13 protein-coding genes and 1 pseudogene are annotated in these 14,854 nt (G+C 65.1%); all 14 read right to left on the minus strand.

The annotated features are described in order from the left end of the window. Positions 1–382: 382 nt before the first annotated feature. Positions 383–1,627 carry an MFS transporter gene (locus NH448_RS02200; RefSeq protein ID WP_045995029.1) on the minus strand — a complete coding sequence of 415 codons (1,245 nt, stop codon included), beginning with the start codon at positions 1,625–1,627 and terminating at the stop codon, positions 383–385. Between the two features lie 2 nt (positions 1,628–1,629). Then, on the minus strand, positions 1,630–2,412 hold the full coding sequence (gene fabI, locus NH448_RS02205) for an enoyl-ACP reductase FabI (RefSeq protein ID WP_045995014.1): 783 nt from the start codon (positions 2,410–2,412) through the stop codon (positions 1,630–1,632). Between the two features lie 203 nt (positions 2,413–2,615). Further along, positions 2,616–2,816: a YHS domain-containing protein gene (locus tag NH448_RS02210; protein ID WP_045995028.1), complete on the minus strand. Its 201-nt coding sequence runs from the start codon at positions 2,814–2,816 to the stop codon at positions 2,616–2,618. A gap of 312 nt (positions 2,817–3,128) precedes the next feature. Next, positions 3,129–4,160 (minus strand): zinc-dependent alcohol dehydrogenase family protein, encoded by a 1,032-nt coding sequence (locus NH448_RS02215; RefSeq protein WP_045995012.1) that lies wholly within the window; start codon positions 4,158–4,160, stop codon positions 3,129–3,131. 113 nt (positions 4,161–4,273) lie between these two features. After that, positions 4,274–6,037, minus strand: coding sequence for an alpha/beta fold hydrolase (locus NH448_RS02220; protein WP_045995011.1), 1,764 nt, complete (start codon positions 6,035–6,037; stop codon positions 4,274–4,276). Continuing rightward, positions 6,037–7,056 carry a bifunctional enoyl-CoA hydratase/phosphate acetyltransferase gene (locus NH448_RS02225; RefSeq protein ID WP_204249010.1) on the minus strand — a complete coding sequence of 340 codons (1,020 nt, stop codon included), beginning with the start codon at positions 7,054–7,056 and terminating at the stop codon, positions 6,037–6,039. Before NH448_RS02225 ends, NH448_RS02220 begins: the two co-directional genes overlap by 1 nt. Then, on the minus strand, positions 7,053–8,255 hold the full coding sequence (locus NH448_RS02230; RefSeq protein WP_023004660.1) for an acetate/propionate family kinase: 1,203 nt from the start codon (positions 8,253–8,255) through the stop codon (positions 7,053–7,055). The genes NH448_RS02225 and NH448_RS02230 overlap by 4 nt, the downstream gene beginning before the upstream one ends. Before the next feature lie 52 nt (positions 8,256–8,307). Beyond that, complete coding sequence (locus tag NH448_RS02235; RefSeq protein WP_045995010.1) at positions 8,308–8,766, minus strand: hypothetical protein; 459 nt, start codon at positions 8,764–8,766, stop codon at positions 8,308–8,310. Between the two features lie 66 nt (positions 8,767–8,832). Next, positions 8,833–10,533 carry a DUF3141 domain-containing protein gene (locus NH448_RS02240; RefSeq protein WP_204249009.1) on the minus strand — a complete coding sequence of 567 codons (1,701 nt, stop codon included), beginning with the start codon at positions 10,531–10,533 and terminating at the stop codon, positions 8,833–8,835. Between the two features lie 49 nt (positions 10,534–10,582). Continuing rightward, positions 10,583–10,789: pseudogene (locus NH448_RS02245) on the minus strand (hypothetical protein); the annotation flags it as partial. An 84-nt stretch (positions 10,790–10,873) separates the two neighbouring features. Then, entirely contained in the window at positions 10,874–11,533 is a 660-nt protein-coding gene (locus tag NH448_RS02250; protein WP_045995008.1) for an isoprenylcysteine carboxylmethyltransferase family protein, read from the minus strand. Continuing rightward, the gene (locus NH448_RS02255; RefSeq protein ID WP_342586460.1) at positions 11,526–11,723 is read right to left on the minus strand and encodes a DUF2933 domain-containing protein; all 198 of its coding nucleotides are present in this window, start codon (positions 11,721–11,723) and stop codon (positions 11,526–11,528) included. Before NH448_RS02255 ends, NH448_RS02250 begins: the two co-directional genes overlap by 8 nt. Before the next feature lie 59 nt (positions 11,724–11,782). Continuing rightward, complete coding sequence (locus NH448_RS02260; protein WP_253028371.1) at positions 11,783–14,224, minus strand: copper-translocating P-type ATPase; 2,442 nt, start codon at positions 14,222–14,224, stop codon at positions 11,783–11,785. Between the two features lie 100 nt (positions 14,225–14,324). Next, the gene (locus tag NH448_RS02265; RefSeq protein WP_023004667.1) at positions 14,325–14,579 is read right to left on the minus strand and encodes an SHOCT domain-containing protein; all 255 of its coding nucleotides are present in this window, start codon (positions 14,577–14,579) and stop codon (positions 14,325–14,327) included. Positions 14,580–14,854: the final 275 nt, after the last annotated feature.

The raw sequence follows: 14,854 nt of genomic DNA on the forward strand, positions 1-14,854 counted from the left end.
GCACCGACGAGGTAGCGCGTACCATGACCGTGATGGCAGTTGGGGGTATCACGGGGGGCGTCGAGGTGTTGCCCGGTCTGTGTGCTCCCCTGAAGGAAGCCGGTCTCATGGTGAGCGTTAGACTGAATCGCAACCAGGAATAGACCCAGTAGCATCAGTACGGCCATACCGATACGCAGCCACGGCAAGGCGTGGGCAAGGCTGAGGCGGCGTGTCGGTGGGCTCTTGGCCATAATGGCAGACAAATTGTTGAGAAGTGGCTCTCTCACCTTAGACCAGTGATGCTAACCGTCCATTGATATGCATCAAGATCGAAGAAAGCAGGAAACGTATGTGCAGGGCCCAGGTTGTCAGATTCAGTCTTCACCATGAAATACTGCCTTTAATCCTGACGCGGTGTGTGGCTAACCATTGCTATCACGCGAGGATGATAGTGAATAACGAAAGTGAGGATAGCGGTAACGAAAAGCACGATCGCAAGACCCCAGTACGTGCCGAGCGCACTACCCACGAACAGCAATCCGGCACCGGCAGACCCAACGGCCTGCCCGAGGCTGGACAAAGCGGTCTGCTTGCCCAGCGCCGCACCCTGTGCCGGTCCGCTGGCCAGGGAGACCTGATAGGCGAGCAACGGAATCAACAGCCCCGATCCAGCCCCCAGCAGCGCAACCACGACGACTGCCTGCCAGAAGCCCGAGGCGTAGGGGAGGCCAAGAATGCCCATGGCCATCAACAGGAAGGCTCCGCCGATCAAGTGGCCGGGGGTGAGTCCTTTCGGCGGGTGTGCCGACCACAGCAGCTGCACCGCCAGCATCACCAGGCTGCACTCCGTGAACAGCAAACCGACCTTGAAAGGATTGAGGCCGATCGATTGCCGCCCCTGCAGGCTGAGGCCCACCTCAAAGGCCCCCAGGCCGAGCATCGCCAGCAGCGTAAGCGCCAGGAAGCCACCGACGGCCCGAGGTGACGCTGGCTCCGAAGCGGGTGCGTCGGAAGAAGAGCGCTGTACCGGCTGTTCACGAACGTGGTGGTAGGTCAACAACCACACCCCTGCGGCGAATCCTGCCGTGGCCACGAAGGGCCAAGCCACCGGCCCGCCGAGCACCATGTCGGATTGAGGCATCACCATGGGAATGCTGGCGAGCCAGCCGCTGAGCATGGGGCCGGACAAGAAGCCCAGGGTGGCGGTGGCACTGAGCCAGGCAAATCGCCGAGCACGGAGCGTGGCATCGTCACACTCGGCCGCCTGCGCCAGTGCCACCGGGATCACTGCTGCCGCAAAGGCGCCGGCAAGGGCCCGTACTCCATAGGCGAGTGGCAGGTTGCGCGTCAGGCTGAATCCCAGCATGGCCAGCGCAAACCCTGCCAGCCCCCATAACAGGACGGGGCGACGGCCCAGGCGGTCGGAGAGACTACCCCACAGTGGGGCGAAGCCGAACAAAGCCAGGGTATACATCCCCGTTAGCAGCCCGGTGTGCCGCGATACGTCCCCAGGGGTGGTCACCGCCAGCACCCGGTCGAGGAACAGCGGCAGGATCGGCAGCACCGTGCCGTAGCCGAGGAAGACGACGAAGGTGGCGGCGAGCAGGGCAGTGAAGCCCGCGCCTGATTTGGTGAGGACCCCCACCACTAGTGAAAGACCATACCGGCGATATGAAAGCCGGCATCGACGTGGAGCACTTCGCCGGTAATGCCGCTGGTGTAGTCGCTGGCCAGCACCAGGGCGGCGCGACCGACCTCATCGGCTTCTACGGTGCGGCGCAGCGGTGACCGCTTGACGGACTCATGGAGTAGCTCATCGAAATGCTCGATGCCGGAGGCGGCCCGGGTCGCCACCGCCCCCGCAGAGATCGCGTTGACACGGATATTCCGCGGGCCCAGCTCGTGAGCCAGGTAGCGTACCGAGGCCTCCAGCGCGGCCTTGACCGGACCCATGACGTTGTAGTGGTCGACGACCTTCTCGGCGCCGACGTAGCTCAGGGTCATGAGGCTGCCGCCCCGGTCCATCAACGGCTCGGACAGCTGGGCCATGCGGATCAGCGAGTGACAGGAAATGAGCATCGACTCGGTGAAGCCTTCGGCCGAGCAGTCCGTGAGGCGTCCGTGCAGCTCCTCCTTGCGTGCCCAGGCGATGGCATGCAGGAGGAAGTCCAGCCGCCCCCACCGCTGGCGGATGGCGTCGAACACTGCCTCCAGCTGTCCTGGTACCGTCACGTCACAGGGGAGAAACAGCCCGGCGTCCACTTCCCGGGCCAGTGGCTCGACATGGGGGCGAGCCTTGTCGTTGAGATAGGTGAGCGCCAACTCCGCACCGGCATTGCGGAAGTGCTGGGCAGCCGACCAGGCCAGACTCTGATCGTTGGCCACGCCCACCACCAGGCCCTTGCGGTCATTCAAGTTGAGGTATTCCATGTGCATTCTCCGTCACTTCCGGTGTCCAGTGCCCAAGGTCTTCTGCCGCGCTGCGAGAGTCTCCAAGATGATATGCCGCTTGCACAGGCAGTGTAGGCAGGTGCAGTTGCAGCAGTCGGGGGGTCGTGCAGGGGGATGCGCCCGTGGCCGATGCGCGGGGCCGGGACGACCGAGGTCTGGGTCAGGATGAAGGCCCTCTACGCTCACTCACGTCTCAACCCATGCTGGCGGTGTCCCCTAACGTAGCGCTCGGGGTTCGCTTCGAATTGGTCGCGGCAGGCCGGCGAACAGAAGTAATAGCGCTTGCCCTGGTATTCACTCCCCGTGGCGGCGGTCTTGAAGCTGATTGCCATGCCACATACCGGATCCACGAAAGACTTCTGTTCCACTCGTTCATGGTTCATCGCGGTTCGCCCCTTGTCATTATTCAGAACGGTGCATACGGGCTGCGTCCCCCGTCTACACATGCAGCCCGTCATCTAGCTCCAGGATGCGGCCATTGATGTAGTCGTTATCGAAGATGAACTGTACCGAGTGTGCGACCCCTTTGGGGCCAGCCGTCTCTCCGGGATCTGGGCCCGCAGCTTGTCGAGGACCTTGTCGGGCATCGCCTCCACCATGGCCCGGTAAAACCCCCGGGCGATGGCCGCGACGCAGGTATTGTGGCGGGCGAAGTCCTTGGCCCAGGTGGCGCCCATCGCATCCCCCCGGATCGGTTACTCGGCCGTCAATAGCATCTTGATGGCCTGCTCCTTCGATGCCCGGGAAAACACGTCGTAGGCCTTCTCGATGTCGTCGAGCTTGAAGCGGTGGGTCACCAAACCTGCGGGCTCGACGCCACCGGCCTCGACGATGCGCATTAGCACCGGGGTCGTGTTGGTGTTCACTAGGCCAGTACGCACCGTGACATTCTTGATCCAGAGATCCTGCAGGCGGAACTCGACGCTCTTGCCGTGCACGCCGATATTGGCGATATGCCCCCCCGGGCGCACGATGCGCTGGCAGATATCGAAGGTCTCGGGGATTCCCACTGCTTCCATGGCGACGTCCACGCCTTCGCCACCGGTCAGCTCGTCGATAGCGTCGAGTGGATCCCGGGCGATGGTGTCGGTGGCGCCGAGCTGCTTGGCCATGGCCAGACGGTTCTCGTCGGGGTCGATCATGATAATCCGTGCGGGAGAATAGAAGCGCGAGGTCATCAGGGCCGCCAGGCCGATGGGCCCCGCGCCGACAATGGCCACCGTGTCGCCGAGCCCTACCTCGCCGTTCAAGGCGCCGATCTCATGGCCGGTAGGCAGAATGTCACTGAGCATCACCGCCGCGGCGCGGTCCATGTCCTTAGGCAAGCGGTGCAGGCTGTTGTCCGCGTGCGGGATACGCACGTACTCGGCTTGGGTGCCGTCGATCAGATGACCGAGGATCCAGCCGCCGTCGCGGCAGTGGGCATAGAGACCCCGCTTGCAATAGTCGCAGCGGCCACAGGAGGTGATGCAGGAAATCAGCACCTCATCGCCGACCTGAATATGGCTGACGCCGTCGCCGACTTCCTCGACGACGCCGACGCCCTCGTGGCCGAGGGTACGACCATCCTCCACGGCGGGCACGTCGCCCTTGAGGATGTGCAAGTCGGTGCCGCAGATAGTGGTATGGGTGATGCGCACTACCGCGTCCGTGGGCTTGGTCATGCTCGGGCGCGGCTTTTCCTCCCAGCGTCGCTGGCCCGGTCCGTGATAGACGAGTGCTTTCATGATGTTACCTCATTGAGTGGCACAGCTCGGCAGCTCATGGAGAGCTACGCATTCGGGTCAATTCGCGGTTACAGTTGCACCGCTTCCTCTAGCAGGCCCGCAGGACGGGCTCATTACTCCAGTACATAACGCCCTGGCGCTTCGTCCAGCGCTGGATAGCCTCTGGTCACCCCCGGCTCCCGAGCGGGTATGCGCTGGGTACTGTGACCTTCCAGCCAGCCCTGCCAGCAGGGCCACCAGGAGCCGTCATGATGCGCGGCAGTGGCCTGCCAGCCATCCGGATCCATGAAGGGGTCCTCAGCCTGGATGGTCGAGATCTGGTGGAAGCGGCGGGAATCACCGGGCGGGTTGACGATGCCGGCGTTGTGCCCGCCGCTGGAGAGCACGAAGGTGACGTCCGCCGGCGTCAGCCACTGGACCTTGTAGACGGAGCGCCAGGGGGCGACATGATCCTTGAGCGTGCTGACGGCGAACACGGGAATCTCGATGTCGGTCAGCGATACGGGCCGTCCGTCCACCCGGTAGCGCCCACCGGCGAGGTCGTTGTCGAGGAACAGCCACCGGAGGTACTCGCTGTGCATGCGCGCCGGCATGCGGGTGCCGTCGGCGTTCCAGGCCATCAGGTCGAACATGGGCGGACGTTCGCCGGCGAGATAACTGCGCACCATCCTCGACCAGATCAGGTCCTGGGAACGCAGCAGCTGGAAGGCGCCGGCCATCTGCCGGGTGTCCAGATAGCCCCTGACGGCCATGAGGTCCTCGAGGAAACGCACCTGATCCTCGTCGATGAACAGCATCAGCTCACCGGCCTCGCTGAAGTCGGTCTGCGCGGCGAGCAGCGTCAGGCTGGCCAGGCGATTGTCACCGTCCCGGCCCATGGCGGCCGCGGCAATCGACAGCAGCGTCCCGCCCAGGCAATAGCCCACGCCGTGGACACGCTGCTGCGGGCAGATGGCCGTGACCGCGTCGAGGGCCGCCATGACCCCCAGCCGCCGGTAGTCGGCCATGCCCAGGTCCCGCTCCTCGCTGCCCGGGTTCTTCCAGGAGACGACGAACACCGTATGGCCCTGGGCCACCAGGTAGCGGATCAGGGAGTTCTCCGGGGAGAGGTCGAGGATGTAGTACTTCATGATCCAGGCCGGCACGATCAGCACCGGTTCGGCATGGACCTCCTGGGTGGTGGGCGCGTACTGGATCAGCTCGATGAGCCGGTTGCGGTAGACCACCTTGCCAGGCGTCACCGCCACGTCTCGGCCGACCCGATACGCTTCGACCCCCACCGGCCCTTCGCCGGCCTGGCGTCGCTGCCAGTCCTCCAGCAGATTGGAGGCACCACGGGCCAGGTTGGCGCCACCCTCGCGCCGCGTCTGCTCCTGCAGTTCGGGGTTGGTGGCGAGGAAGTTTGACGGCGACCAGATGTCGAGCATCTGCCGCGCGCCGAAATTCACCATCGCCTCATGGTGGCGCGAGACGCCCGGTACGCCGGTGGTGGCCACATGCCACCACTGCTGCTGCAGCAGGAAGCCCTGATAGAGCATGTTGAAGGGCCAGCGCTGCCAGGCCTCGTCGCGAAAGCGTTTGTCCTGGGGCAGCGGCTCGATGCAGGGCTCACACGGCGCCTGGCCGGCGCGCTCGCAGTAGCTGCCGAAACGTTGCCACTTGCGCAGGGCCTTGCCGACGAGTTCCGTCTGCTTGTCCGGTGACAGCAGCAGGTGTTGCGCCCAGTCCCACCAGGCCTGCTGGACGGCGGTCGGTGACAGCCCCCCTGTGAAGAGGCTCATCATGGCGTGCAGGCGCGCGTCGGTGGTCGTCGCCGGTGGGCTCGCTGTCGTCCCGTCGATGGTGGCTCGGGTGGTGGTTCGGGTCGTGGTGTCCATCAGCGCACCTCCCTGGGGCAGCAGGCCGACTCGGGTTGCGGGGAACAGCAGAAGGTGGATTCCGCTTCGTCAGGGGAGGGCACGGGCAGGCGGATCCCCGCGCGGTACATCAGCGCCGCCACGGCCAGTCCGGCCAGGCGCGCCTCGGGCGGGTCGGCCCGGGAACTCAGTACCGCCGGCACCGTCAGCCCCATGACCACCCCGGCCGCCGTGGCGCCGGCATGGTACTCGAGGTTCTTGGCCAACACGTTGCCTGACACCAGATCCGGCATGAGCAGGATGTCGGCCTTCCCCGCCACCGGGGAGTCGATGCCCTTTTCGCGCGCGGCCCGTTCCGAGATGGCGTTGTCGAAGGCCAGTGGCCCGTCGACCTCGGCGCCGGCAATCTGGCCGCGGCGGGCCATCAGGGTCAGGCAGGCCGCATCCAGGGTAGAGACGATGGCCGGATTGACCGTTTCCACGGCGGAAATGACCGCGGCATGTGGCCGCTCGAGCCCGATCATGTGCATCAGCTCGATGGCGTTCTGGAGAATCTGCGCCTTGGCATTGAGGTCGGGGGTAATGTTCACGGCCGCATCGGTCACGGCCAGCAGGCGTGGGCAGTCGGGCACGTCCACCAAAAAGACGTGGCTCACTCGCCGGCCGGGCTGTCGCAGGCCATTGCCCAGCAGGGCATGCATGAAGGTATCGGTGTGGAGGTGCCCTTTCATCAGCGCATCCGCGCGTCCGGCCTGCACGAGCTCCACCCCGATGCGGGCGGCCTCCACATCCGAATCGGCCTCGATCATCGCTTGTGGATCGAGGTCCCACCCGATCGCCGCGGCGGCCTCGACGACCTCGGCGGGGCGGCCGATGAGCACCGGCTCGGCGATGCGTCGCCTCGCCGCCTCGCGAAGCGTCTCCAGCACCGCCGCCTGGGCCGCATTGACCACGGCGACGCGGATCGGGTCACCGCCACCGGCCTGCTGAATCAGGTCATCGAGCGTCGCAAGGGCCACTGGCGTTGCCATCTGGGTCATGTCACCTCCTGGGTGTTGGTTAATGTGCGCTGCACGTGCCGGGCGATCATCCGTTCTTCATCGGTGGCCACGGCCTCTACCCGGACCGGGCCCTCGTCGGCGGAAATCACCGGCCCGGGCGTGCGGTTGCGTCCTTCCTCCAGTGTGATGCCGAGATACCCCATTCCTGCGCAGATCTGTGCCCGGATCGCCGGTGAGTTCGCGCCGATGCCGCCGGTGAAGATCAGCCGGTCCAGCCCGCCGAGCGCGGCGCTCAGGGCACCGATGAAGTGGCGGGCACGATGGCAGAAGAAGTCGACGGCTTGCGTGGCCTCCGGCGTGTCCTCGCGGTGCGTCAGGAGTTCCCGCATGTCGGCACTCACCCCGGAAAGCCCCAGCAGCCCCGAGCGTCGATAGAGAAGTTCCTCGATCTCTGCGGCATCGAGCCCGTCATGACCGGCCAAATAGAGCAGGATACCGGGGTCCAGATCGCCGCTGCGGGTACCCATGGGCATGCCGCCCAAGGCGCTGAAGCCCATCGTGGTCTCGACGCTGCGCCCGTGGCGGATCGCCGCCATCGACGCCCCGTTGCCCAGGTGTGCGACGATCAGTCGTTCGTCGAGCGCTGCGGGGCCGTGGCGCCGTCTCAGGTCGTCGACGATGAACTCGTAGGAGAGGCCGTGGAAACCGTAGCGACGCACCCCTTGGGCCGCGTATTCCCGGGGCAGGCCGGTGTGCCGGGCGACCGCGGGCAGGCCGTGATGAAACGCCGTGTCAAAGCAGGCGAGTTGGGGCACGTCGGGGAACTGCGTGCGCATGGCGGTGATGCCGGCCAGGTTGTGTGGCAGGTGCAGCGGAGCCAGTGGCACCAGAGCGTGAAGCCGGTCCAGCAGGGAGGCATCGATCCTTTGGGGGCAGTCGCAATCGGGGCCACCATGGACCACCCTGTGCCCGATGCCGACGAGGTCCAGTCGGCTTGTCTGCTGTTGAAGAAGGGTGTCGACCTTCTCGATGGCGGTGGCATGATCAGCCAGTCGCGCGGGGTGGTCGTCAACCGTTCCCTGTGCACTCGACATCTGGAGCCGGCCTTGTGACGTGCCGATCCCACTGGCCGATCCCCAAACCAGCCGTGCGAGCCCTTCCGTCAGACCGAATACGGCAAACTTCAGGCTGGATGACCCGCAGTTGACCACCAGAATGGCCGATCGGCGGCTTGGCATCGTCGAGTCCTCCTTCTCCGGGGGCGAAAGGTGATCCCTGTTCAGCGCCTGGCTACAGGTCTCGGGCTCGGTTGATCTGTTGGGACAGACGCATCGCCTCGTGTTCCTCCAGCTTCAAGAGCTCGCGAACGAGATCCCGAGCCTCGGGGATGTCGGCGCGTCCTTCCAGGTAGCGGTATAGCGCGATGACCTGATCGTGCAGCGAGAAGACTTCCCGGCTGATGTCTTCGAAGCCCATCTCGGCATAGGGCAAATTGCACGCCTGATGGGGTTTGATAGGCGCATGCGATAGATAGTCGTAAACCCACGTGTGCAGGGCCTTGGGGTCGGCCTGCTTCTCGAAGCTGGCCACGGTGTGCTCCAGGACCGCCTCGTGATCGGCGAGGTACTCCAGCAGCGATTTGGCCCGTGCCTCCTCCTGCTGGGTGGCACAGTGCCTGAAGCATTCGGCCAACTGGGCATGCAGCTGGCGAGTCCAGTCGATCAGGTCATGAAAGGTCTCGATCTTCATTTATTGCTCTCCATTAGTGGGTTGCTCTATAGGTATTGGCTGTAAACCGGGTTGGCTTCGACTGGGTCACTCGTTCTCGCTCCACCATCCCCCGCCGTAGAGGCTGTGAAACCCCATCTCGTACACGCTGTCGCGGGTCGTGCCGGCCAGCTCCAGCGTCGAGGCGATAGAGTCGCTCACCAGCGTCTCCCATTGCCGATAGGGGGTGTCACTATCGACCGGCGCCGGCGCGGTCTCCACCATCTCGGCCAGCCACTTCACTCCGGTCATCCAGGGGGAGAAGCGTTCCGAGAACATCAGCCGGCTGGTCCGCGCCGGATGTAGTTGTCGCAGCGCTTCGGCGGACCAGGGGGTGGTGTAAAACCGCACCCAGGGCCCGACGAAGGTCTCGTAGAGGGCCACATTGTGCTCGGAGAGCGCTCGCACCCCTTCGAACGCCGGGGCCTGGTCGGGAAAGTCCAGGTCTTCCACGCGGCGCTCCTCGAAGCGCACCTGGAACTGGGGCTTGTGACAGTCGGGGTCGCCGGTGGGGTTGTCGATGCGCATCTCGTAGAGGCCAGGGGCCAGGTCATTCAGATTGCCGACGCTCTCGAGGATCGCTCGGTGCTCGAGGCGCGCCACCTTGGAGGAGACGAAGATGCCCAGATGCCCGACGTGGGGATTGAGCAGGTAGACGATACGCTGGTCGGCGGCCTTGAGTGCCGCGGTATCGGGATAGACCGCGGGGATCCAGTTGAGCGCCTGATGGGGCGGGGTGATGTTGTCGCCGCCGGAGGCGAAGATCACCAGGGGGTTGCGGATGCGCTTGAGGTCGACGCTACAGCCGGGGCAGAGCTCGAGCTCGCCACGCTCCAGCTTGTTGCCAACGAAGAAGTTCTCGACGATGGCAACGATCTCTTCCTTGCTCAGGCTATAGAACCCCGTCCACCAGCGCTCGAACTCGAGGAAGCGTTCGCGCTGGCCGTCGATGTCGGCGAACAGCTGATAGTCCTTCTGCCACAGGGTATTCGCCGGCTTGAGGGCTTCGAAGTTGGTGGCGAGGTTCGCACCGTCGAAGCGCCCGTCTCCCAGGTCGGCCATCAGGTGCGTCAGCCAGGCACCGCCCAGCAGGCCGCCGGCGAGGCGCATGGGATTGACGCCGGATTCGCCGGACCAGTAGGAGAGCGGCGAGCCGTTCAGCACCGCCGGCCCGACCAGACCCTCGCAGTCGGCGGAGAGCAGCGCGATGGCCCAGCCCGCCTGGCAGTTACCGTAGAGCACCGGCGGCTGGCCGGGGTGGCGCTCGGCCAGCGTCTCGACGAAGCGGCGCAGGACGTGCAGCACGTCCTCCAGTGTCTGGCCGGGGACGGGCTCGGGGAAGAAGATCACGAAGTAGACCGGGTGTCCCTCGTGGAGCGCCATGCCCACCTCGGAGTCGCGCTTGAAGCCGCCGATGCCTGGGCCGTGGCCGGCACGCGGGTCGACGATCATCACCGGCGGCCTAGTCTCGTCGAGGCAGTCCTCCAGGCAGTCCTCGCCGACCCGGGTGATGCGCAGCAGGGCATAGTTGGCGGGGCGCGCCAGTCGACGGCCATCCACGAGCATCTCGTAATCGAAGTCGAGCAGTGGCGGCTTGCCCGCCTGCTCATGCTCGAGCATGTTGTCCGCGCGCTCACGCAGCGTGTCCAGGTAGCGTACGCCGCGTCGCCACAGGTCGGTCTGATAGGCGAGTAGCTCCGTGGCCGGGTGGCTCGGGAGGGTGCCTTCTTCGGGCTCGGGTGCGGTCATCGGGGCGTCCATCTCTGGTGGGGCGGTGGGTTGGCGCTTGCGCGGGGTTTTATGAGCCGTGGGTGGCTTGGTGGTGGATGTTTTGGCGGTCATAGTGGATACCTCTCAGTGTCAGGATGTCGTGGGCGCCGATCTCGATCCGGGACTCGGACAGGAAGCGGTACGGCGGAACCTTCAGGTTGATCGGCGCCGGCACCGCCTTGAACACGCGTCCGGCGAAGTCGAACTGGGAGCCGTGGCAGGGGCAGAAGAAGCCCCGGGCGAGTCGTCGCTGACGACCACGATCGTGCCGACGAGAAAAACGTCTGCTTTTCATGACTGCACCTCTGGGATTTTGTCCTTACAGGCGCCAGCCACTCGTACTCGCCATCCGCAGGTGCGGAATGAAGCGTGGCGTGCGGGCCGCGTAGGTCTGCCATTTGTCGCCAAACTGGCGCGCTACCTCGCGCTCTTCGTGGATCGCCAGTCGTGAGTACATCCACACCAATACCGGGAACATGACCAGGGTCAGCAGGGTGGGCCACTGCAGCAGGAAGCCGGTCATCACCAGCACGAAGCCGGCGTACTGGGGATGCCGGACATGGGCATAGAGCCCGGTGGTGGCCAGTTCTCCCCGCCGCTGGGCGGTATAGAGTGACCGCCAGCCGGCGGCGATGAGCCAGAAACCCGCGGCGATGAACACCATGCTCAGCAGATGGAACGGCCCGAAATGCGGGTTGGCCTGCCAGCCGAACAGCATCTCCAGCAGGTGGCCCGCATCGTGGCTGAACCAGTCCACCTCCGGGTAGCGCGACTGCAGCCAGCCGGAGAGGAAGTAGAGGGTCAGCGGGAAGCCGTACATCTCCGTGAACAACGCCACCAGGAAGGCGCTGAAGGCCCCGAGCGAGCGCCAGTCCCGGCGCGTCTGCGGCTTGAAGAAACTGAAGGCGAAGAAGATGAAGATCGCCGAGTTGAGAATGACCAGGCCCCACAGCCCGTAGGCGGGTACGTCATCACTCATCGCGTCCTCCCTTGTGATTGTCATGCTCGCCATGGCCTCCATGCCCACCATGGCCTCCATGCCCGCCGTGCATGAACACATGCATCAGCGGGCAGGCGAGCAGGATCACCCAGGGCAGGGCACCGAGCAGGTGCACCTTGTGCTCCTCCCAGAGCAGGAAGCCCATCACCGCCAGGGCGATCGCCACCATGAGCCAGAAGCTGCCTTTGCTGGGTCCTCGCTCCAGCCACCCCTTTTCGTCATGCATGATCAAATCCTCACCCGGCGCAGGCGCAGCGAATTCATCACCACCGACAGCGAAGACGCGCTCATCGCGAAGGCGGCGAACATCGGCCCGATCAGGATGCCGAGGAACGGATAGAGGATCCCGGCGGCGATCGGTACGCCGGCCCCGTTGTAGACCAGGGCGAAGAACAGGTTCTGCTTGATGTTGCGCATGGTGGCCAGCGACAACTTGCGGGCCCGAACGATGCCGTCGAGGTTGCCCTTGACCAGCGTGAAGCCGGCGCTTTCGATCGCCACGTCGGCGCCGGTGCCCATGGCGATGCCCACATCGGCCTGGGCCAGGGCGGGAGCGTCGTTCACCCCGTCGCCCGCCATGGCCACCTTGCGGCCTTGTTCCTGCAATTCGCGGATGATGCGGGCCTTGTCCTCGGGCAGCACGTCGGCGCGGATCTCATCGATACCCAGTCGCCCGGCCACCGCCTTGGCCGTCCGCTCGTTGTCGCCGGTGGCCATGATGATGCGAAAGCCAAGTTTGTGCAGCGCCTTCAGGGCCTCGGGGGTGGTCTCCTTCACCGGGTCGGCGACGCTGACCAGGCCGGCGATCTGGCCATCGAGCACGACGAACATCACCGTTTCGCCTTCATCGCGGCGGGCGTTCGCGGTCTCGGAGATCCGGCCGCCATCGAGGCCCAGTTCGGCCATCAGCTTGGCGTTGCCGAGGGCCACCGACTTGCCGTCCACGACCCCCTTGACGCCCATGCCAGTCACGGCTTCGAAATCGGTGGCATCGGCGAGGGACACGCCGCGCTCCTCGGCGCCGGCGACGATGGCCTCGGCCAGTGGGTGCTCGGAGCCTTTCTCGAGGCTGGCCGCCAGGCGCAACACCTCGGCCTCGTCATGCCCTTCCTCGGGCAGCACCGCCACCAGCTTCGGCTTGCCTTCGGTCAGGGTGCCGGTCTTGTCGACCATCAGCGTATCGACCTTGGCGAAACGTTCCAGCGCCTCGGCATTCTTGATCAGTACGCCGGCCTGCGCGCCGCGCCCGGTGGCCGTCATGATCGACATCGGCGTGGCCAGGCCCAGCGCACAGGGGCAGGCGATGATCAGCACCGCCACCGCCGAGACCAGCGCATAGGACAGCGCCGGCGCCGGACCCCAGATCGCCCAGCTAATGAAGGAGAGAATGGCGACGCCGATCACCGCGGGCACGAACTTGCCCGCCACCTTGTCGGCGAATTTCTGAATCGGTGCGCGCGAGCGCTGGGCAGCGGCCACCATCTCGACGATCTGGCTGAGCATGGTGTCGGCGCCGACGCGGGTGGCTTCCATGACCAGGCTGCCGGTGCCGTTGATCGTGGCCCCCGTGACCTGGTCGCCTTGGACCTTCTCCACCGGTACCGGCTCGCCGGAGATCATCGACTCGTCGATCGAGGAGCGGCCCTCGACCACCATGCCGTCCACCGGTACCTTGTCGCCGGGGCGCACCCGCAGGTGATCGCCGACCTGCACGTCTTCCAGCGGTATCTCCTCTTCGCTGCCGTCGGGCCGGATCACCCTCGCGGTCTTGGCGGCCATGTCGAGCAGTGCCCGGATCGCCTTGCCGGTGCCCTCGCGAGCGCGCAGCTCCATCACCTGGCCTAGCAGGACCAGGGTTACGATTACCGCTGCGGCCTCGAAGTAGACTCCGACGGAGCCGTCTTCCCGGCGGAACCCGTCGGGAAAGATGCCGGGCGCCAGCACCGCGACGATCGAGAACAGGTAGGCAGCGCCGACCCCCATGCCGATCAGGCTGAACATGTTGAGGTTCATCGTCCGGAACGAATTCCAGCCGCGCACGAAGAACGGCCAGCCGGACCACAGGATGACCGGCGTGCTGAGCACCAGCTCGATCCACATCGCGTTGCGTTCACCGAAGAAGTCGCGAATGGCCCCGAGGCCCAGGTAGGGGCTCATCGTCAGAATCAGGACCGGAAGCGTGAGCACGGCCGCGACCCAGAAGCGTCGGGTAAAATCGACCAGCTCGGGATTCGGCCCTTCATCGCCGACGGCCGCCGATTCTAGCTCTAGCCCCATGCCGCACAGCGGGCAGGCCCCGGGGGTGGTCTGGCGCACCTCGGGGTGCATCGGGCAGGTGTAGACGGCGCCGGCATGTCCAGCCGGCACCTTGTCGTACTTGCCGCCGCGCACCGGTTCGCTGACTGCATGGTCGGTGCCATGTCCGTGGCACGGGGCATGCTTACCATGATCGGAAGGCGCCTGAGCGTCGTCACTTCCCATGGGGACGAGGTGCATGCCGCACTTGGGGCAGTCACCCGGCTGGTCGGAGACGACCTCCGGGTGCATCGGGCAGGTGTATTGGGCGCCACCCTGGCTGCCGGCGGTGTGTTGGTCCGTATCGCCGCTGCCTCGTGTCGGTGCCTCGTGCGAGGCATGCCCGTGACAATGGTCGTGTTGGTGTTGCGTCATGGAATCGTCTCCGTCGCTTCCGCGTCTTGATTCAACCTCGTGGCCCTATCTCGATAGGGTCGAAACTAATAGTGCCGTATCCAATAATCAGGAGGTGCGATCAAAGCAGAAGATCGCGCCTGCGTTGCTCGTATTCCTCGCGGTCGATCTCGCCGCGGGCATAGCGTTCTTGCAGAAGGTCCAGTGCCGTTGGCCGCTGTTGAGACATGGCCTCGCCCCGGCCTCGGGTCATGCCACGCACGAGGAGAACGGCCAAGGCAATGACGGCGCCCCAGAACAACACCATCATGAGCCCGCCGAAGAGCATATGCCCCCAGCCGTAATTCCCCATATACGCCATCATGTCGCCCCACATGGTCGGATCTCCTTTCATGTTGAATTACCCTGCCCTGATGTCAGGCTAAAACCTGTGGGTAACCCAAGGATCAAGAAAAATAGAGGTGAAAGCATGCGGCTCTTGATCCCGGTCAGCTTTCGTCATCCTCGTTGGAATGGAATCACCACCGCAGGCATGCGTTGATGTGTGAATCCATGTTAGTGCCCCCCGCTCATCGTGAGTATTGCGTGAGGTATCGGCTAGCTTCCGCCACTGTCCCCAGCGAGGAATAAACATCGGTACTCGCCGCTGAT

The sequence above is a fragment of the Halomonas sp. OfavH-34-E genome (assembly GCF_024124525.1).
GTDB classification, from domain to species: Bacteria; Pseudomonadota; Gammaproteobacteria; order Pseudomonadales; family Halomonadaceae; genus Halomonas; species Halomonas litopenaei.